Below are 18,887 nucleotides of genomic sequence, written 5' to 3' on the forward strand. Positions count from 1 at the left end.
GATTCTACCCGCCCCCAAGGATCAGCTGATCAGATGTTGAAGCCCAGTGCACGCATCTGCATGCGGCCGTCTTCTGTGATCTTCTCCGGGCCCCACGGCGGCATCCAGATCCAGTTGAGGCGGAATGCCGGGACGATGCCGTCGAGCGCCTGGGCGATCTGGTCTTCGATGACGTCGCTCAGCGGGCACGCCGCCGAGGTCAGGGTGATGTCGATGACAGCAGTGCCGTCTTCTTCGACAACAACCCCGTAGACGAGCCCGAGGTCGACGACGTTGACGCCGAGTTCTGGGTCAACGACGTCCAGGAGCGCTTCTGTGACTTCTTCTGCAGAGGCGTTGCTCGGCGAATCGATGACTTCGGTCACACTTTCCTCCTCTGATGTGTCAGGCGGTCTGGAAGAAGCGGTCGTAGCCTTCGTTTTCCAGACGCTCGGCCAGTTCCGGTCCGCCCTCTTCGACGATCTTGCCGTCGACGATCACGTGCACGAAGTCCGGCTTGATGTACTGCAGGATGCGCGTGTAGTGGGTGATGAGCAGAATGCCCACGTCGGTGTTGTCTTTGGCGCGGTTGACGCCCTCGGACACAATGCGCAGGGCGTCGACGTCAAGACCGGAGTCGGTTTCGTCGAGGATCGCAAAGCGCGGCTTGAGCAGCTCCATCTGCAGGATTTCGTGGCGCTTCTTCTCACCGCCGGAGAACCCTTCGTTGACGTTGCGGGTGGCAAATGCCGGGTCAACGCGCAGCTTCTCCATGGCTTCGCCCAGTTCTTTCGACCAGGTGCGCAGCTTGGGAGCTTCGCCGTCGATGGCGGTTTTGGCGGTGCGCAGGAAGTTCGTGACGGTCACGCCGGGAACTTCCACCGGGTACTGCATAGCGAGGAACAGACCGGCCTTGGCGCGTTCGTCTGCTTCCATTTCGGTGATGTCTTCGCCGTCGAGCTCAATCGTGCCCGAGGTGATGGTGTAGGCGGGGTGGCCGGCCAGGGCGTAGGCCAGCGTCGACTTGCCCGAGCCGTTGGGGCCCATGACGGTGTGGGTCTTCTTCGAGTTGATGTCGAGTGACAGGCCCTTGAGGATCTCCTTCGGGCCTTCGTCGGTTTCTACGCTGACGTGGAGGTCGCGGATAGAGAGAGTGGACATGTTTCCTGCTTTCAGTGCGTCGAGTTGATGTCTACGAAGATCGTGCCGTCGCGCTCTTCGGCGGCGTAGACGGCTACGGGCTCGAAGGCCGGGGGTGATTCGGGCTCACCCGTTCTTAAGTCGAAGGCCGAACCGTGCAGCCAGCATTCGATCGAACAGCCCGAAACTTCGCCTTCAGCCAGCGAAACTTCGCCGTGCGTGCAGACGTCGTTAACGGCGTGGACCGCGCCGTCTTCCGTGCGCGCAACACACACTTCGACGTCGTCGATGACCACCCGCACGGCGGTGCCGATGGCGAGTTCGTCCGATTTCAGTGCTGGCTTGCTGCTCATTCGGCCATGCTCCGAGCGAGTTCTTCTTCGATTTTCTGGCTGAGGAGGTCTTCGACTTCCTCGTTTTCGATCTTCTGGATGATTTCGTTGAAGAAACCGCGAACCACCAGGCGGCGCGCTTCGTCTTCGGGAATGCCGCGGCTCATGAGGTAGAACAGGTGCTCTTCGTCGAACTGGCCGGTCGACGATGCGTGGCCGGCGCCTTCGATTTCGCCCGTTTCGATTTCCAGGTTGGGAACCGAGTCAGCACGGGCACCCTTGCTCAACAGCAGGTTGCGGTTCATTTCGTAGGTGTCGATGCCGAGGGCCTCGGGGCGGATCAGGACATCGCCGATCCAGACGGTGCGCGCGTCCTTGCCGTAGAGGGCGCCCTTGTACAGCACGTTCGACACGGCCTTCGGCGTGTTGTGGTCCACGTAGGTGCGGTGTTCGAAGTGCTGTCCAGCATCGGCGAAGTACAGCCCGAACATTTCGGCTTCTCCGCCGGGCGCGGAGTAGCGGACGTTGGTGTTCAGCCGCACGATCTTTCCGCCGAGCGTAATCTGCACGTGCTTGAAGTACGCGTCCTTGCCGACGACGGCATCGTGCTGCGCGGCGTGCAGGGCGGTGTCGTCCCACAGCTGCAGTTCGATGAAGTCGACGTTGGCGCCGTCTCCCACAACCGTCGTGATCAGCTCGCTGTAGTCAACGGTTCCCCTGTGGGTGACGATGAAGTCAACGTGGGCGTTCTCACCGACCGTCACGAGGGTGTGGCCGTGAACGAGGCCCCCTGCGCCCGTGAGGTCGATGCGGACGGGTTCGCTGATCTCGGCACCGGCTTCCACCGAATAGTGGGTGACGGTCGCCGCCTGATCGGCGGCGATGACAGCCGGAAGGTCTTCCGGTGCTACCGCTCCGAGTTCGCGAGCCCGTTCCAGCGTGATCGTTTCTACGGCGACGCCTTCGGGCAGGGTCTCTTCGCGGCCGAGCGTTCCGTTTCCGGTCTGGTTCTGAAGCAGCGCGTCGAGCTTCTTGACCGGGCTGAAGCGCCATTCTTCTTCCCGGCCGGTCACTGCCGGGAAGTCAGCAATGTCGAAGCTGCGCGTGCGCTGCGAACGAGTGGTGGCAGGCACCTGCTTGGGCGCGGTGCTGCTCGAGGTCTGGGTCATTATTCTCCTTTGACAGTCGGCGTGATCGCGGCTGGACTGGTCAGCCGACCGCGCCTTCCATCTGAAGTTCGATAAGGCGGTTGAGTTCGAGTGCGTATTCCATCGGCAATTCGCGTGCAATCGGTTCGACAAAGCCGCGGACGATCATGGCGTAGGCCTCAGTTTCGTCCAGGCCGCGGCTCATGAGGTAGAACAGCTGGTCTGCCGACACCTTCGACACGGTGGCCTCGTGCCCGAGGGTCACATCGTCATTGCGAATGTCGATGTACGGGTACGTGTCCGAACGCGAATGATTGTCCACCAGCAGAGCGTCACACAGCACGTTGTTAGCCGAACCGGATGCGTTCGGGTACACGTGCACGAGTCCGCGGTAGGCGGAGCGACCGCCGCCGCGGGCAACGGACTTCGCGACGATGTTCGAGGACGTGTTCGGAGCTGCGTGCACCATCTTCGAACCGGTGTCCTGGTCCTGGCCGGAGCCTGCGAAGGCAACAGACAGGGTTTCACCGCGAGCGTGTTCGCCGGTCATCCAGATGGCCGGGTACTTCATGGTGACCTTCGAGCCGATGTTGCCGTCGATCCACTCCATGGTGGCGCCCTCTTCGGCGATCGCGCGTTTGGTCACGAGGTTGTACACGTTGTTCGACCAGTTCTGCACGGTCGTGTAGCGAACCTTTGCGCCCTTCTTGGCGATGATCTCAACGACTGCCGAGTGCAGGGAGTCGGACTTGTAGATCGGAGCGGTGCAGCCCTCGACGTAGTGCACCGACGAACCTTCGTCGGCGATGATGAGTGTGCGCTCGAACTGGCCCATGTTCTCGGTGTTGATGCGGAAGTAGGCCTGGAGGGGAATTTCGACGTGAACGCCCTTGGGGACGTAGACGAACGAACCGCCGGACCACACAGCGGTGTTGAGCGCGGAGAACTTGTTGTCGCCGGAGGGGATGACGGTGCCGAAGTACTCTTCGAAGATCTCCGGGTAGTCGCGCAGGCCGGTGTCCGTGTCAACGAATATGACACCCTGGCGCTCAAGCTCTTCGTTGATCTTGTGGTAGACGACCTCGGATTCATACTGCGCAGCGACACCGGCGACCAGGCGCTGCTGTTCAGCTTCCGGGATGCCCAGGCGGTCGTAGGTGTTCTTGATGTCCTCCGGGAGGTCATCCCACGTCTGCGCCTGCTGCTCGGTCGAGCGCACAAAGTACTTGATGTTGTCGAAGTCAATGCCGCCCAGGTCTGGGCCCCACTGCGGCAGCGGCTTCTTCTCAAAGAGCTCGAGTGCGCGCAGCCTGCGCTGCAGCATCCATTCGGGCTCGTCCTTCAGCTTCGAGATGTTGCGGACGACATCCTCATTCAGGCCGCGCTGAGCATTGGCGCCTGCTTCATCAGAATCATGCCAGCCGTATTCATAGGCGTTCCCGATGTCCTTCAGTTCGGGATTGGCTTCCAGAATCCAGTTGGATTCAGTGGTGTCAGTCACCTTGCTCCTCCTTGGTTTTGTTCCGGCGCATCGATCAGCGGTCTGTTGACGTCTGAAGTCGGCACGTGCGTTGTGCACACATGACCGCCGGCTGCGAGCGTCGACAGGCGCCTGATGTCCACGCCCAGAAAATCAGAGAAGGCATCGAGCTCTGCTTCGCAGAACTGCGGATACCTTGCGGCAGCTTTGTGTATTGGACAGTGCCCCTGGCACAGCTGCATGGCCTCCAGCGGTGTTCCCACCGCCACGGGGGTTGCCGATGTGGCGTACCCCTCGGCATCGAGTGCCGCGGCGAGGTCGCGGGAGCGGCCTGCCACGGTGGCGGACCTGCGGCCGACACTCGCTTCGACACGATCCATGAGTTCGCCGATCCGCTGCCTGGCGAACTCCTCTACTGCACTCTCCCCGAGTTTATCTTCGAGGAACTCGAGTGCCTCAACGGTCAGTTCGTCATAGGAGTGGCTGATTCGGCTGTGGCCAGCGGTCGAGACCACGTAGTGGCGTGCCGGGCGCCCCCGGCCGGTCTTCGCACCGGCCAGTTCCCGCACCTCGATCGCGCCCTCATCTGTCAGTGCGTCCAGGTGCCGTCTTATGGCCGCGGCGGTCAGGTCGAGCTGGCGGGCGATGCTGGCAGCGGTGATGGGACCGTGATCCAATACCGCCTGCAGCACCCGCGCCCGGGTGCGCAGCACAGCCTGCGAACTCTGCTGAGACATAACCTGCCTTGCTGCATAGACTTATGAGACGTTCTGCCTCATTTTCATTCAATAACATTAATGTGGCCTAAATTGTTCCACAAGCACCGGGCCTGGGCGTCCTCCGCACGTCCGGCGGGCCAGACGGCTACAGTGGGCACCTGTGACAGCACTTCAAGTCCGCGACGTCCGGTTCGCCTACGGCCGCAGAACCGCCGTCGACGGAATCTCACTTTCTGTTGAACCGGGTATGACCACCGCGGTTCTCGGCCCCAACGGAGCGGGAAAATCCACTCTCATCTCGCTGTGCACCGGTCTGCTGCGCCCACAGTCCGGTTCGGTCGAGATCTTCGGCCGCAGCCCCCTGGAAACACAGACCAGGGCTCTCATCGGCGTCATGCTGCAAGACGGCGGTCTGCCCATGGCCGCAAAGCCGCCGGCCATTCTCAAACACCTGGCGCGAATGTACGCAGACCCGGCAGACCCGAACGAACTCATGGACCAGCTGGGCATCCGATCCTTTGCCGGACGGTCTATCCGCCGGCTCTCCGGCGGTCAGAAGCAGCGCGTGGGCTTGGCCGCAGCGCTTATCGGCAAGCCCAGCCTCGTGTTCCTCGACGAACCGACCGCCGGGCTGGACCCGCAGGCATCCCTGGCTGTCAAAGACATTGTCAGCAGCCTCGCCGACAGGGGAACGGCCGTCGTGCTGACAACCCACAACATGGCAGATGCACAAGAGCTTGCCGACAACGTCCACATTGTCGACCACGGGCAGATCATTGCCCAGGGAACGCCGTCAGAGCTCACCGCGGGCCGCGCCTCGGTACTGCGCCTGACCTTTGCCGAGGCTCCCCCACACAAGCTCAGCGACAAACTGCACTCTCGCTGGGACCTCAGCTGCGCTTCGGCAACGGCTATGACCTCAACCGGCGCCTACACGGCTGAGGACCTCAGCCAGATCACAGCGGAAATAGCAGCCAGCGGAGCAGAACTGACGGGCTTGACGATGAGCTCTGGCGACCTTGGCGATGTCTTCCTCCAGCTGACGGGAAGGAGCCTGCGATGACAGCGCGCACGAATGCCGAAGAGCCCGGCTCATTCCGGCAGCGGCCCGCACCTGCCGTTGGCCGCGTTACCGCGCGCGCAGCGTTTGAGACCAGGGCGATTCTCGGCAACGGCGAGCAGCTGATTTTGTCACTGGTGCTGCCGCTGGCGATCCTGTTCACCCTGTCCCTGACAGACATTCTCGAAGTCTTCGGCTATACGGGCAGCAATCACACGGCCGTTGCACTGGCGGGCGTACTCGGGGTGTCCATTGCCTCCAACGCTTTCACCGGCCAGGCGATCGCAACCGCTTTCGAGCGCCGCTACGGGGTTCTGCGCCACACCGCAACAACGCCTCTGGGCGTCAGCGGCCTCGTAGCAGGCAAAATCGCAGCCGTGCTCGCCGTGACCGTCGTCCAGTACGCTCTCGCCTTCGCCTGCGCGGCCTTTCTGGGCCTAGAGGCGAATATCAGCATTTCAGCGGTTGTTTTAAGCGCAGTTTTAGGCACCGCCGCTTTTGTCGGCCTGGCTCTTCTCATGGCCGGAACCATGAGGCCCGAGGCGGTGCTCGCCTTCGCCAATCTCCTGTGGGCTGCCATGGCCGGCGGCGGTGGACTGCTCATCGACCACGGCGGCACGTGGGGTTCCGTCGTAGGCTTTCTGCCCTCTGGAGCTTTGGGATCGGCGCTGCGCAGCGCTGTGGTCGACGGTCGCTTCGACTGGATGAGCCTGCTCGTTTTGGCAGTGTGGGCGGTCATCGCAGCGGGTGCGGCTCGCCGATGGTTCTCCTACGACGACAAATGAGACAATAGGGGCCATGTCGACCTCCGCCTCTGTTTCTCCCGCGGCAGCCCCGCACAGAAGTGAAAAGCTTCCCCGCCGAGTTCGCGTGGCTGCGTGGGTTGTCCTCTTAGCCCAGGTGAGCATTATCGTCACCTCAACGGCCGTGCGCCTGACAGGATCCGGTTTGGGCTGTTCCGACTGGCCCATGTGCGAGCCCGGATCGCTGACGAACACCCCGGAGATGGGCATTCACGGCTTCATCGAGTTCGGCAACCGGGTCCTGGGCGTTGTCCTCGGTCTCATCTGCCTCGCCGCGCTCATCGTGGTCTGGCCGTGGCGGCGCGAACGGCCCGAACTCGCGTGGTCGGCCTTTGCACTTCTCATGGTTGTGCCCGTCCAGGCTGTCATCGGAGGCATGTCGGTGCTGACAAAGCTCAACCCGTGGGTTGTCGCCAGCCACTTCATTCCATCTGCCGCATCAGTCGCGGTTGCCGCGTATCTGATTGTCCGCGTGTATTCCGGACCGGGACCGCGCAGAGCGGTCGGACCGGCAAAGCTGCGGACGCTCATGTGGATCATCGCGGCACTGCTCGTGGTCGTCCTCGTGTTCGGCGTCCTCACCACCGGGGCTGGGCCGCACGCGGGCGACCGCGAATCGGCTCGCAACGGCCTGCCGACCGTGTGGATGGCCCGCTTCCACGCGTTTCCCGTCTGGCTGATGGTCCTGACCGCGGTGTGGGCTCGCGTCATCGCAGCAAAAGAAGGCGCTGTCCCCCAAGCCCGCGCAATCGACTTTCTCTTGGCCGTCACGGTCGTTCAGGGTCTGATCGGCTACGTCCAGTACTTCACCGGTCTGCCGATCGGCATTGTCTTGGTCCACATGTTCGGTCTGACGCTTGTGATCATGGCCGCGGTGTTCGCCATCATGTCGAACTACTCGTGGAAGGATGCACCTGCTCACCCGGCAGATGACATTTTCGAACCTACAGACAGCAGGCCCTGACACATGCTTCTGCGTCTTTTTCGCAAGTTCGCGCTTCCGCTGTGGCCTGCGCTTCTCGGTCTGTTGGTCTTTGAAGCCCTGCAGATTGCAGGATCGCTGGCTCTGCCGACCCTCAATGCGCGCGTGATCGACGACGGGATTGCCGTCGGGGACACTGCCGTGGTGTGGCGTTTGGGCGCAGCCATGCTGGCTCTGACTTTCGGACAGCTGGTGACCAATATCCTCGCGGTTGCCTGCGGCGCCTACGCCTCCCTCAAAGCGGCGCAGCACATGCGCACGGCGTTCTTTGCCAAGGTGTCGTCGTTCGGGTTTCAGGAGATCGCCCAGTTCGGCACATCGAGTTTGGTGACCCGCTCAACCAACGACGTCCGCCAGGTCCAGCAGTTCCTGACAATGGCGATGTCGATCGCGATCATGGCTCCGTTTATGGCCGTCGGCGGGCTCATCATGGCGCTGACTCTGGACCTTGCGCTTTCGTGGACGATTGTGGCTACTGTCGTCCTGCTGATGGCGATCATGGTGTGGGCAATTCGCGGGATGGTGCCGAGCTTCCGCATCATGCAGGAGCGCCTTGACGCTATGGGGTCGGTTCTGTCACAGCAGCTCTCAGGCCTGCGGGTCATCCGTGCCTTCGTCAAAGAAGACGCTGAGAAGAAGCGCTACGAACGGGTCAATGATCAGATGACGGACGCCTACATGACTGTCGGAAAGTATTTCGTGACCCTGTTTCCGCTGGTCATGCTCGTTGTCGGCCTTGGCGAGATGGCCATTGTGTGGTTCGGGGCGCTCGGTGTGGAAGCCGGCACCAGCAATGTCGGTTCGATTATGGCGTTCACGCAGTACCTCATGCTGATCCTCATGGGCGTTCTCATGGCCTCGTTCCTGGCCATGATGATGCCCCGTGCCGAAGTCGCCGCCGGCCGCATCCGGGAAGTGCTGGAAACCGAGCCGGCACAGACGCGCTTAGGTTCCGCCGAGTCCGTTTCCCACCCCGGTCTGCTGGAAGTCTCCGATGTCACTTTCTGCTTCCCCGGTGCCGAGGCGCCCGTTCTGGATTCGGTCACGTTCACCTGCCGACCGGGCACCACGACTGCGATCATCGGCGCCACGGGCTCCGGCAAGACCGTTCTCATGCAGCTCATCGTGGGCTTGCTTGACCCCACGAGCGGCTCTGTCGTCATCGGCGGGGTGCCCGCCGAAGAGCTCACGGCAGAAGCACGCAGCGAACAGTTCGGCTATGTGCCGCAGAAACCGCAGGTTTTCGGCGACACGATCGAGGGAAATCTGCGCAAGGGCAACCCCGGTGCCACTGATGCTCAAGTGCAGAGCGCCCTGCGCACATCCCAGGCGTGGGAGTACGTGCAGGGGCTAGAAGGCCAGACCCAGTACCGGGTCAACCAGAACGGCACTAACCTCTCCGGCGGTCAGCGTCAGCGGCTGGCAATCGCCATGGCGCTGGTTCGCCCAAGTCCCATCCTGATCTTCGACGATTCCTTTTCGGCCCTCGACACGCAGACAGAAGCGCGAGTGCGGGACGGAATTGCCCAGATGGGTCCGCGCACCCAGATCGTCGTCACCCAACGCTGCTCAAGTGCAGCCCGGGCCGATCAGATCGTCGTGCTCGATGAAGGTCGAGCCGTTGCAGTCGGCACGCACACCGAGCTTTTGGAATCCTCGGACGTCTACCGGGAGATCTACTCATCGCAGACGGGAGCGGCCCATGAGTGAAGAAACCCCGCCAAACGAAAAGTCCGCTCACTTCTGGGCCACGGTCAAACGGTTCGTCGGCGAATTCAGACCGCATCGCACCCCGATGGTCATCACCGTCATCACCCTGTTCGTCGGCACAGTGCTCACAATTGCGGCACCCTATGTTTTCGGACTGGCGACAGACGCCGTGTTTGCAGGCTATCTGTCGATGACGACCGCGGCTGGGCAGCATGCCGAAGAAGCTGCACAGGCGCGCGATCAGCAGTCATCGCTGGGACCCATCATCGACACGATGGATGTCGTGCCCGGAGCGGGGTTGGACTTCGGGCTCATCGGCAAACTCGTTCTCGTCGGTGTTGCGGTGTACGTCCTGTCTTCGCTGTTCACCTTCATCGGCGGCCGCGTGAGCATCCGGGTTGTCAACATCGTCATGAGCGATATGCGCGCTCGTGTTGAGGCAAAGCTGCACCGGGTGCCGCTGTCCTACGCCGATAGGCAGCGCAAGGGCGATGTTCTGTCCCGGCTGAACAACGACCTCGACAATGTCACCCAGGTTGCCAATGAAAACCTCCAGCAGATTATTACGGGACTCATCAGCTTCTTCGGAGTACTCGCGGTGATGTTCACCCTGTCGTGGCAGCTGGCGCTCATTGCGGTTGCCTCAATTCCGATTACGGGTGTGATCTTCGCGCTCATCGGCGTGCCCAGCCAACGGCAGTTCAGCAGGCAATGGGCCGCAACCGGCGAACTCAATGCGCACGTCGAAGAGTCAATCACCGGGATTGCGCTGCTGCGCGTACACGGCGGGCTTCCGGCGGCACGCACAGAGTTCGAAAAATCGAATCGCGAAGTCTATGCCGCCAGCCTCCGGGCGCAGATTCTGTCCGGTTCGATCATGCCGTCGATGACATTCGTGTCGAACCTCGTGTTCGTCGCAATAGCGATTGTGGGGGCGGCTCTCGTGGCCGGCGGAGCCATCACTCTGGGCATTGTGCAGGCCTTTGTGTGGTACTCACGCCAGTTCTCTCAGACCTTCGGCCAGCTGGGCGGCATGGCATCGCGCCTGCAGTCGGCTGCTGCAAGTGCCGAGCGCGTCTACGAACTTCTCGACGCTCCGGAGGAAACACCGCAGACGGACGTCGAGCCCTTTGCCCCCTCGCACGGGAAAATCGAGTTCTCTGCGGTCGGCTTCTCCTACAGCCCCGATGAGGAGCTCATCTCCGATTTGACGCTCACTGCCCAGCCGGGTCAGACAATTGCCGTTGTGGGACCCACGGGTGCTGGCAAAACCACGATCGTCAACCTGCTCATGCGCTTCTACGACGCGGATTCCGGCAGCATACGGATCGACGGACGAGATGTTCGCAACATGAGTCGAGCCGATCTGCGCCGCCCTATCGGCATGGTTCTGCAGGACACGTGGCTGTTTGAGGGCTCCATACGGGACAACATCGCCTACGGCAATGATCGTGCCGATTCCAGCGCAATCGAAGCGGCCGCCCAGGCCGCCTACGTGGACCGCTTTACGTCGCAGCTGCCTGACGGTCTGGATTCCATGATCACCGAAACCGCAGACAACATCTCCGCGGGGCAGCGTCAGCTCATCACAATTGCCCGCGCTTTTGTGTCCGAGCCGACGATCCTGATTCTCGACGAGGCCACCTCGAACGTCGATACTCGCACAGAAGTGCTGGTGCAGGAGGCAATGAACAGGCTGCGGGCGGGGCGGACGAGCATTGTCATAGCCCACCGGCTGTCGACCATCCGCAATGCGGATGTCATCGTCGTCATGGACAAGGGCAGCATTGTCGAGCAGGGCGCGCATGACGATCTCATTGCCGCCGGCGGCCTCTACGCGTCACTGCACGCGGCGGGTTTTGGCGAAGAGTAGCTCTCAGGGCTCAGCCGACCCAGAGCGCACAGCACCGACAGCACCGCGTGCTATGTGCCGAAAACGTCCGGCCAGCTGTTCCGGACGCAGCGGCCCGTCCGCGCGATACCACTGGGAGATTCCCGTGCACATGCTGATCACAGCGGTCACGGCTTCGCGCGGATAGGGCACGCTGAATTCGCCATCGGCGGCACCGCGTTGGACTATTCTGCTGAGCCTGGCGTGCTGCGCATCGCGCAAAGCAACGTAGTCGGGCCTGTCATCAGGGTGAATCGAGCGAAGCTCTGAGGCTGCCACAAAGGCGAGCTGCTGGTTCTTTGCATGGAACAGCACCATGCATTCGACGTATGCGTCGAGCTGCTCAGCACTGCTTGCACCAGCCTGCTCTTCTGCAAGGTCAGAACGGGCCGCGAGGTCAGTCATCGCGTAGCGAATGACAGCCAGCAGAAGGTCGTATTTCGATTTCCAATGGTGGTAGAGCCCAGGCACCGAAAGACCTGCGCGATCGGCTATCTGGCGGATGCTTGTGCCGTGGAAGCCCTTGTCGGCGAAACAGCTGAGGGCAGCGCGGAGAATCGGCGGCATCACAGTGTCGTAAAAAGCGCGCCAGTTTCCGTCTTCTATCGACGGCTGGAAATCCTCCATCGTGCTTCCTCTTTCTGCAATTCGGCATCCCCCACACTCTTACACGCGAATGACTCTTGACATTGCGCGGCTCGCCGTGTGAGGGTTCATACACCGAGCGATCGCTCGGTCGGGACATTCGAAGGAGCATGTCATGGGGCACACCAAGCGATGGACACATCTCTACCCTGAACACATCCCGGAAAGCGTCGAGGTCGAACACGCAAATCTACCGGAAGGGTGGAAAGCACGCGTTGCCCGAGACCCAGACAACACGGCCCTCGTCTACTTCGATCGAGTATTCTCCGCCGCGGAGGTTGACAGAAAGTCCGATGCTCTTGCTGCGGCCTTAGCGCAGCGGGGAATCGGCAAAGGCGACTGCGTCGGTTTGAAGCTGCAGAACATTCCCCAGTTCCCCCTTGCTCTGCTCGCCTTGTGGAAACTCGGGGCTTCCGCTCTGCTCATCAATCCGATGTACCGCCAGCGAGAGTTCCGCAGGCTGGTAGACGATTCCGGCGCCAAGGGCGTCATCGTTGAAGACACGCTGTTTGAAGAGACGCGGACCTTCTGCAAGGGCTCTGACGTTGAGTGGATCCTCACCACGTCGAGCCTGGACTACCAGACCCGCAACGACCCCCGTGTCTTCGCCAGCACCGAGCGCCTTGACGTTGCTTCCGACGGCGATGTCTGCGCACTCATCGAACAGTTCGACGGCAGCGCACCGCCCCCTCTCCAGCTGAACCACAACGACGTGGCCGTCATGGTCTACACGTCGGGAACAACCGGACCGGCCAAGGGCGCACCGAATACACACGGAAATCTCCTGCACATTGCTGCGACGAACAGCGCGTGGCTGTCCATGACGCCCGAAGACGTCACGTTTGCTGCCGCACCGCTGTTCCACATCACGGGTGTCGGCGCCGTCAATACGACTGCCCTGCTGCACGGCGGTGCGCTCGTGTTCGCCAACAGGCCCAAGCCCGATGTCCTGGCGGATGCGTTCCGCGAGCACGGCGCCCACCACATGCTGTCGTCGATCACCGTCTACAACGCCCTGCTGCAGTCAGATGAGGTCAAGCGCGAACACTTCGCATCTGCAAAAGCGCTGCTCTCCGGCGGAGCGCCCACTCCCCCGGCCACCGTCGAGGCATTCGCAGAGAAATTCGGCATCGTAATCGGCGGGGCCTACGGAATGACGGAGACCACCTCGGCCATCATTGCCAGTCCGCCAGGCCACAGGGCACCAGTGCACAGCGCAAGCGGCACCCTGTCGGTGGGGGTGCCGCTGCCCAATGTCGACGCCGCCGTCATCGGACTTGACGGAAGCGAACTGCCGCCGGGCGAAGAAGGCGAACTTGCAGTTGCCGGACCGCAGGTGATCTCGGGCTACTGGAACAACCCGGAAGCCACAGAGAAAACGATTGTCGACGGAATGCTGCGCACCGGGGATTCCGCAATCATGGACGAAGACGGCTGGATCTACCTGGTCGACCGGCTCAAAGACCAGATCAACGCATCCGGCTTCAAAGTCTGGCCGCGCGAAGTCGAAGACGTCCTGTACGAACACCCTGCCGTCTACGAAGCCGCAGTGATCGGCAAACCAGACGAATACCGCGGTGAAACAGTTGTCGCCTTCGTGTCGCTGCACCCGAACACCCCTGCCGAACCAAGCGAGCTCAGAGACTTCTGCAGTGAACGCCTAGCGGCCTTTAAACGCCCGACAGAAATCACAATCGTCGATGAACTGCCCAAGACAGAAACCGGAAAGATTCAACGCCGCGCACTGCGGTGAAGCACTCCCGAGGAGAACACCATGACCGTGTACACCGAACTCGAAGGGCAGACAGCCCTTGTGACCGGCGCATCGCGCGGAATCGGCTTGCAATAGCCGAAGAGCTCACCCGCAGCGGCGTGACGGTGGTTATGACAGCCCGCAAGGACGACGCGCTGCAGCAGGCAGTCAACAGCCTGACGGACGGCAAAGCCATCGGCATTGCGGGCAAAGCAGATGACCCCGAACACCGCAGACAGGTACTGGACACTATTGCCGAGCGCTTCGGCAGACTCGACATCCTCATCAACAACGCAGGAATCAACCCCGTCTACGGCAAGCTCGTGGACCTCGAAATGGCAGCCGTTGAGAAGGTGCTGTCAGTCAACCTGCTCTCAACCCTGGCCTGGACCCAAGCGGCCTACCACCACGAAGGACTGAAGTTCCGCGAAAACCGCGGCAGGGTCGTCAACCTGTCTTCGGTCGCAGGCGCAACACCGTCACCGAACCTCGGCCTGTACGGCGTTTCCAAGGCCGCGGTCAACCACCTGACCACGACTCTCGGCGCAGAACTCGGACCGGAAGTGCGAGTCAACGCGATCGCCCCGGCCGTCGTGAAAACTCAGTTCTCCGAAGCGCTCTATGCCGAAGGCGAAGACAAGGTCGCCCAGCAGTATCCGCTCAAACGCCTGGGCACACCCGAAGACATCGCACATACCGTAGTGTTCTTGGTATCCGATTCTTCGTCGTGGATCACTTCACAAGTCATCACCCTCGACGGTGGACTGCTCTCAAACGGAGGAAGGGCCTGACATGAACGCACACAGCACGCACACCCCCAATGTCGAACAGCTGCGCCGAAGAATCCGCAGCTTCGTGCGAGAGCAGATCATTCCCGCCGAACCTCGCCCCGGTGAGACCCTCCAACCAGAAGAGCTGCAGCGCCTCAAAGATGCCGCAGCCGGTGAGGGACTGCTCAGCGTGCACGTCTCCGAAGAGCACGGCGGTGCCGGTGTTCCGCTGCGCGATTGGCCTGTGCTGTTCCAAGAGGCCGGGCACTCCCCCATCGGACCGGCAGTTCTCAACATCATGGCCCCAGACGAGGGCAATATGCACATGCTCAGCCTGGTAGCGAACGAAGAGCAGAAAGAGCGCTATCTTCGTCCGCTGGCAGCAGGTCAGGTGCGTTCGTCATTCGCTATGACCGAACCGCATCCCGGCGCCGGCTCCGACCCGAACTCGCTGACTTCGAGTGCTGAGTTCTCAGACGGCCAGTGGGTGCTCAACGGACACAAGCGCTTCATTTCCGGGGCATACGAAGCATCGTTCTTCATCGCGATGATGCGCACTCCCGCACACGGTGATTCCCCCGAGGGCGCCACCATGTTCTTCGTCGATGCGGACAATCCCGGAGTGCGTGTGGGTGAGCCCATCCACACGGTTGACACCACAATTGCCGGTGGCCACCCCCACGTGTACTTCGACGACTGCAAGGTCGATTCTTCAGCAGTCATCGGTGCGGTGGGGCGGGGGTTTGAATATGCCCAGGTTCGTCTGGGACCGGCTCGCCTCACACACTGCATGCGCTGGCTGGGCCTGGCCCGCCGTTCTCTTGACATTGCGCTGGATCGGGCGGAGAAGCGGGAGATCTTCGGCGACAAGCTCTACCGTCTGGGACTTGCACAGGAGCTCATCGCGCAGTGTGAGATCGACATCGAAACATCTGCAGCGCTCATTGAGAAGACAGCACGGAAGCTGGAGGAGGACGAAGCAGCCGGCCGCAGCCTGTCGTCAATTGCGAAAGTGTATGTTTCCGAAGCTGTCTACCGGGTCATCGACCGCTGTGTGCAGATCTGCGGCGGCGACGGCGTATCCGACGGTCTGCCGCTGATTCAGTACCTCAACGAGGTTCGCCCGTTCAGGATCTACGACGGCTCGACTGAGACCCACAAGTTCGCCATAGCCCGGCGCGCTTCGTCCCGCCGCAGAAAAGAAGTGCAGGCAGGAGCACCCGATCAGGGCACAGCTGCCCTCCGCCCCTGCGATGGGGATGATTCCCGATGCTGACACAGCCTGATGGAATCGAGGTTGTCGCCACGCGCACCGAAGCGCAGGAGTTGAGCTCTCCCCCGCTGCTCGTTCTGGAATCCCTGACCGAATATCTTGACGAGCAGCGGCTGGGCTCAGGGCCGGTTGCGTGGCAGCGAATCGGCGAGGGCCAGTCGAATATCACCTACCTCCTGCGCCGCGGCGACACCCAGTTTGTTCTGCGCCGCGGACCGCGCCCTCCGCTGCCGAAGTCGACGCACGACATGAAGCGCGAAGCGCGCATCCAGTCCGCACTCGCACCCGAAGGCATAGCCGTTCCCAGCATCCTCGCCCTGTGCGAAGACGAAGCGGTCCTCGGTGTTCCGTTCTACATCATGGAGTTCCTCGACGGTGAGGTCGTCACCGACCGGGTGCCCGACTGCTTTGCCGGACCGGAGGGGCCGCGCATCGCTGTCGAGGCGATGGTCGATTCACTCGCTGCCTTGCACTCCGTCGATGTGTCTTGCGAACCGGTATCCGCTCTCGGCAGGCCCGAGGGGTACCTTGAACGCCAAGTGCAGCGTTTCAGCGGCCTGTGGGGACAGACATCGAAGCGTGAAGTCCCCCAGGTCGATGCGATCGCGCGCAGGCTGGCGTCAGCACTGCCGACAACCCAGCGTCACAGTGTCGTCCACGGCGACTTCCGCATGGGCAACGTGATGTATGAAAAGTCAGCTCCGCCTCGGATTCAGGCGATCCTCGACTGGGAGATGGCAACACTCGGAGATCCCCTGGCAGACCTCGGCTACCTGGTGGCAACCTATGCCGACCCATCAGCGGAGCCGACGATTATGGAGCTGACACCCGTGACCCGCGGGTCGGCATTTCCCACCCGCGACGAGGTCATCAGCCGCTACGCCGATCGCACGGGCCTCGATGTCTCGCCGCTGAAATGGTACATGTCGCTGGCACTGTGGAAGGCCGCAATCTTCTCCGAAGCAATCTACACCCGGTGGCTCAACGGCGAGCGTCCGGACGATCCCTTCGCGGCGAATCTCGACACCGGCGTCTTGACGCTGCTTGATCAAGCGCAACAGCTCATAGAGGAGTAACCATGTCCCAGCCTCCAACGTCGCAGGCTCACACACCACCTCGCCAGTACCCCCAGTCGCTGCCGACCTCCCGTGTCAAAGCTGATCGGGCTACAAGAAAATCGGTGCGGGCCTCAACCGTCGGCAACATCCTCGAATGGTACGAGTGGTCGTCCTATGCGGTCTTCGCCCCGTTCATCGCCAAGGTGATGTTCGACCAGACCGACCCCGTGTCAGCCCTGCTGGCGACCTTCGCGGTATTCGCAGTCGGGTTCTTGGCTAGGCCTCTGGGCGGTTTCGTCTTCGGCCGCTTGGCAGACAAGAAGGGCCGCAAGTTCGTTCTGCTGGTCACAATGCTGACCATGGCCGCGGGATCATTCGCAATTGGAATCATGCCCACCTACGCCGCAATCGGCATCGGCGCTTCGGCTCTTCTCCTGGCGATCCGCATTGTCCAGGGCTTTGCCCACGGCGGTGAGTCGGCCGCGGCGAACACCTACGTCGCTGAGATCGCACCCGCCGCACGCCGCGGCATGTGGGGATCAATTCCCTTCATCGCCATTTTCGCCGGATCGGTCCTCGCCTATATCGTCGGAACGGTTCTCACCACGGTGCTTTCGGATGAAGCAGTTTCGGCATGGGGCTGGCGTCTGCCGTTCCTCGCAGGCGGTGTGCTCGCTCTCGTTGTGCTCTGGATGCGCCGCGAAATGCTCGAATCCGAGGTTTTCGAAAGTTCCGATGACGACGTCCCGGCCGACGCGGCTGATCTCGCACACCCTGCCGCTGACACCGTCAGATCCGCAGCAGCCGAAACACCCGCAGATGCACCGCATCCCGTCACAACGCACGCGGTGTGGAAGACGGTCATCCTCATCATCGCCTTCGTGTCAGGCATTACGGCTGCGCACTACACCTGGAGCTCCTATGTTTCGACCTATGCGATCACTCAGCACGGAATGGAACCGGCCCAGGCATACCTCGTGGTGTGCGTATCGCAGACCATTGCGCTGGCAGCTCTGCCGCTGTGGGGTCTGCTTTCCGATAAAGTCGGCCGCAAGCCGGTGCTGTTCGGCTTCGCGATCGGCATGATGGTCCTCCAGTTCCCGATGATGATGCTCATCAGCTCGGAACCGTGGACTCTGCTGGTTGCTTCGACGGTGTCGCTGGTGGTCGTCGCCATGTCCGGCGCGCTTCTGGCCTCCGTCATGTCCGAGGCCTTCCCCACCAAGTACCGCACACAGGCGCTGGGCTTCGCCTACTCCGTTTCTGTCGCAGTCTTCGTCGGTTCGGCACCGTACCTCAACGCTTTGGCAATCGACATCAACATGGCGTGGCTCTCAAGCGCGTACATCGTTGCACTGTGTGTTTCCACGCTCATCGCTGTGCTCATCATGCCCGAGACCAAGGGCATCGACCTCAACAGAATCTGATGCCGACCATCCTCTTGGTCCGTCACGGACAGGCGAGCTTCGGAGAGCCGGTGTACGATCGGCTCTCCGAAGTCGGCCGCGCACAGGCCACGGCGCTCGGCGCCTACTTACGTGAGCATCTTCCGGCTGAACCAGCGCGGATCATCACCGGCAGCCTCGAAAGGCAGACGCACACCGCGCAACTGGCGAAATCGGCCGCCGGCTGGACGGCCGATGTGACAGCAGATGCACGCTGGAATGAATACGACAGCGACTGTCTGCTGAGCCTGGCGGGCTACTCAGACGACATCATTTCGGCGACAGAGTTCCAGAAGAGAATCGAAGTCGGCATGCGCCTGTGGGCCACCGAAGCGCAGCATCGCAGCGCCTACCGTGAGTTCGCTCGCGCAGCCGACGAGGCGCTGACTGAGCTTGCGGCTGTGCCGGGCACGAGCGTTGTCTTCAGTTCCGCCGGAGTGATCTCGCAGCTGGCGACCGCGCTCATCGACGGCACAGTCGAAACGTGGGTGAAGCTGTGCCGGGTTGCCGCCAACACCGGTGTGACGACCCTCGCTGCCGGCAGACAGGGCGTGAACCTCGTGAGCTTCAACCAAACGGCCCACTGCACCGGCAGACTGCTGACCTACCGCTAGGAGTCCAACCGCCCGCTGCCGTGTACGTTAAGAGCACAGATCGGGCAGACACAGAACAGCGGGGCCGGTGAGAAATTTCTCACCG

Annotated in this window: 18 protein-coding genes; 11 read left to right on the forward strand and 7 right to left on the reverse strand. The window is 61.9% G+C overall.

Going from position 1 to position 18,887, the window contains the following annotated elements; genetic code table 11:
* Window positions 1–29: 29 nt before the first annotated feature.
* From HMPREF3162_RS06580 to HMPREF3162_RS06605, 6 genes are read right to left on the reverse strand one after another with little or no spacing between them, the layout of a single operon-like run.
* Complete coding sequence (locus HMPREF3162_RS06580) at window positions 30–365, reverse strand: metal-sulfur cluster assembly factor (protein ID WP_019175051.1); 336 nt, start codon at window positions 363–365, stop codon at window positions 30–32.
* A gap of 19 nt (window positions 366–384) precedes the next feature.
* Window positions 385–1,140, reverse strand: coding sequence for a Fe-S cluster assembly ATPase SufC (gene sufC, locus HMPREF3162_RS06585; protein WP_070572681.1), 756 nt, complete (start codon window positions 1,138–1,140; stop codon window positions 385–387).
* Between the two features lie 11 nt (window positions 1,141–1,151).
* Window positions 1,152–1,472 carry a Rieske (2Fe-2S) protein gene (locus HMPREF3162_RS06590; RefSeq protein ID WP_070572679.1) on the reverse strand — a complete coding sequence of 107 codons (321 nt, stop codon included), beginning with the start codon at window positions 1,470–1,472 and terminating at the stop codon, window positions 1,152–1,154.
* On the reverse strand, window positions 1,469–2,620 hold the full coding sequence (sufD, locus tag HMPREF3162_RS06595) for a Fe-S cluster assembly protein SufD (protein ID WP_070777334.1): 1,152 nt from the start codon (window positions 2,618–2,620) through the stop codon (window positions 1,469–1,471). Before sufD ends, HMPREF3162_RS06590 begins: the two co-directional genes overlap by 4 nt.
* Before the next feature lie 40 nt (window positions 2,621–2,660).
* A complete protein-coding gene (gene sufB / locus HMPREF3162_RS06600) occupies window positions 2,661–4,100 on the reverse strand; it encodes a Fe-S cluster assembly protein SufB (RefSeq protein WP_305366931.1) in 1,440 nt (479 codons plus the stop codon).
* Window positions 4,097–4,816: a helix-turn-helix transcriptional regulator gene (locus HMPREF3162_RS06605; RefSeq protein WP_070777340.1), complete on the reverse strand. Its 720-nt coding sequence runs from the start codon at window positions 4,814–4,816 to the stop codon at window positions 4,097–4,099. The genes sufB and HMPREF3162_RS06605 overlap by 4 nt, the downstream gene beginning before the upstream one ends.
* A 142-nt stretch (window positions 4,817–4,958) precedes the next feature.
* Here HMPREF3162_RS06605 and HMPREF3162_RS06610 point away from each other — a divergent pair, with 142 nt between their 5' ends.
* From HMPREF3162_RS06610 to HMPREF3162_RS06630, 5 genes are read left to right on the forward strand one after another with little or no spacing between them, the layout of a single operon-like run.
* Window positions 4,959–5,861: an ABC transporter ATP-binding protein gene (locus HMPREF3162_RS06610; RefSeq protein ID WP_070777342.1), complete on the forward strand. Its 903-nt coding sequence runs from the start codon at window positions 4,959–4,961 to the stop codon at window positions 5,859–5,861.
* On the forward strand, window positions 5,858–6,643 hold the full coding sequence (locus tag HMPREF3162_RS06615) for an ABC-2 transporter permease (RefSeq protein WP_070777344.1): 786 nt from the start codon (window positions 5,858–5,860) through the stop codon (window positions 6,641–6,643). The genes HMPREF3162_RS06610 and HMPREF3162_RS06615 overlap by 4 nt, the downstream gene beginning before the upstream one ends.
* 13 nt (window positions 6,644–6,656) lie before the next feature.
* Window positions 6,657–7,625 (forward strand): COX15/CtaA family protein, encoded by a 969-nt coding sequence (locus tag HMPREF3162_RS06620; RefSeq protein WP_070777345.1) that lies wholly within the window; start codon window positions 6,657–6,659, stop codon window positions 7,623–7,625.
* A gap of 3 nt (window positions 7,626–7,628) precedes the next feature.
* A complete protein-coding gene (locus HMPREF3162_RS06625) occupies window positions 7,629–9,353 on the forward strand; it encodes an ABC transporter ATP-binding protein (protein ID WP_070777347.1) in 1,725 nt (574 codons plus the stop codon).
* Entirely contained in the window at window positions 9,346–11,226 is a 1,881-nt protein-coding gene (locus tag HMPREF3162_RS06630; RefSeq protein ID WP_070777356.1) for an ABC transporter ATP-binding protein, read from the forward strand. Before HMPREF3162_RS06625 ends, HMPREF3162_RS06630 begins: the two co-directional genes overlap by 8 nt.
* Before the next feature lie 3 nt (window positions 11,227–11,229).
* Here HMPREF3162_RS06630 and HMPREF3162_RS06635 read toward each other — a convergent pair whose 3' ends face one another.
* Complete coding sequence (locus tag HMPREF3162_RS06635; RefSeq protein ID WP_070572663.1) at window positions 11,230–11,871, reverse strand: TetR/AcrR family transcriptional regulator; 642 nt, start codon at window positions 11,869–11,871, stop codon at window positions 11,230–11,232.
* Window positions 11,872–12,004: 133 nt separating this feature from the next.
* Between HMPREF3162_RS06635 and HMPREF3162_RS06640 the strand changes: the two genes are divergently transcribed.
* From HMPREF3162_RS06640 to HMPREF3162_RS06665, 6 genes are all read left to right on the forward strand, one after another.
* Entirely contained in the window at window positions 12,005–13,642 is a 1,638-nt protein-coding gene (locus tag HMPREF3162_RS06640) for a class I adenylate-forming enzyme family protein (protein WP_070777363.1), read from the forward strand.
* Window positions 13,643–13,773: 131 nt separating this feature from the next.
* Window positions 13,774–14,433: an SDR family oxidoreductase gene (locus HMPREF3162_RS06645; protein ID WP_371089266.1), complete on the forward strand. Its 660-nt coding sequence runs from the start codon at window positions 13,774–13,776 to the stop codon at window positions 14,431–14,433.
* Window position 14,434: 1 nt separating this feature from the next.
* Window positions 14,435–15,688, forward strand: a complete 1,254-nt coding sequence (locus HMPREF3162_RS06650; RefSeq protein ID WP_070777366.1) for an acyl-CoA dehydrogenase family protein — start codon at window positions 14,435–14,437, stop codon at window positions 15,686–15,688.
* Entirely contained in the window at window positions 15,682–16,761 is a 1,080-nt protein-coding gene (locus tag HMPREF3162_RS06655) for a phosphotransferase family protein (protein WP_070777370.1), read from the forward strand. The genes HMPREF3162_RS06650 and HMPREF3162_RS06655 overlap by 7 nt, the downstream gene beginning before the upstream one ends.
* Window positions 16,762–16,763: 2 nt before the next feature.
* A complete protein-coding gene (locus tag HMPREF3162_RS06660; protein WP_083318934.1) occupies window positions 16,764–18,170 on the forward strand; it encodes an MFS transporter in 1,407 nt (468 codons plus the stop codon).
* Entirely contained in the window at window positions 18,170–18,802 is a 633-nt protein-coding gene (locus HMPREF3162_RS06665) for a histidine phosphatase family protein (protein ID WP_070777372.1), read from the forward strand. Before HMPREF3162_RS06660 ends, HMPREF3162_RS06665 begins: the two co-directional genes overlap by 1 nt.
* Window positions 18,803–18,887: the final 85 nt, after the last annotated feature.

Origin of the sequence: Brevibacterium sp. HMSC07C04, from assembly GCF_001815905.1 — a bacterium.
Classification (GTDB): Bacteria; Actinomycetota; Actinomycetes; order Actinomycetales; family Brevibacteriaceae; genus Brevibacterium.

Coding starts and splice junctions, on each gene's coding strand:
- HMPREF3162_RS06630 (WP_070777356.1), top strand. CDS start 9,346: ATGAGTGAAGAAACCCCGCCAAACGAAAAGTCCGCTCACTTCTGGGCC.
- HMPREF3162_RS06640 (WP_070777363.1), top strand. CDS start 12,005: ATGGGGCACACCAAGCGATGGACACATCTCTACCCTGAACACATCCCG.
- HMPREF3162_RS06650 (WP_070777366.1), top strand. CDS start 14,435: ATGAACGCACACAGCACGCACACCCCCAATGTCGAACAGCTGCGCCGA.
- HMPREF3162_RS06635 (WP_070572663.1), bottom strand. CDS start 11,871: ATGGAGGATTTCCAGCCGTCGATAGAAGACGGAAACTGGCGCGCTTTT.
- sufC (WP_070572681.1), bottom strand. CDS start 1,140: ATGTCCACTCTCTCTATCCGCGACCTCCACGTCAGCGTAGAAACCGAC.
- sufD (WP_070777334.1), bottom strand. CDS start 2,620: ATGACCCAGACCTCGAGCAGCACCGCGCCCAAGCAGGTGCCTGCCACC.
- HMPREF3162_RS06615 (WP_070777344.1), top strand. CDS start 5,858: ATGACAGCGCGCACGAATGCCGAAGAGCCCGGCTCATTCCGGCAGCGG.
- HMPREF3162_RS06625 (WP_070777347.1), top strand. CDS start 7,629: ATGCTTCTGCGTCTTTTTCGCAAGTTCGCGCTTCCGCTGTGGCCTGCG.
- HMPREF3162_RS06605 (WP_070777340.1), bottom strand. CDS start 4,816: ATGTCTCAGCAGAGTTCGCAGGCTGTGCTGCGCACCCGGGCGCGGGTG.
- HMPREF3162_RS06590 (WP_070572679.1), bottom strand. CDS start 1,472: ATGAGCAGCAAGCCAGCACTGAAATCGGACGAACTCGCCATCGGCACC.
- HMPREF3162_RS06655 (WP_070777370.1), top strand. CDS start 15,682: ATGCTGACACAGCCTGATGGAATCGAGGTTGTCGCCACGCGCACCGAA.
- HMPREF3162_RS06620 (WP_070777345.1), top strand. CDS start 6,657: ATGTCGACCTCCGCCTCTGTTTCTCCCGCGGCAGCCCCGCACAGAAGT.
- HMPREF3162_RS06665 (WP_070777372.1), top strand. CDS start 18,170: ATGCCGACCATCCTCTTGGTCCGTCACGGACAGGCGAGCTTCGGAGAG.
- HMPREF3162_RS06645 (WP_371089266.1), top strand. CDS start 13,774: ATGACAGCCCGCAAGGACGACGCGCTGCAGCAGGCAGTCAACAGCCTG.
- HMPREF3162_RS06660 (WP_083318934.1), top strand. CDS start 16,764: ATGTCCCAGCCTCCAACGTCGCAGGCTCACACACCACCTCGCCAGTAC.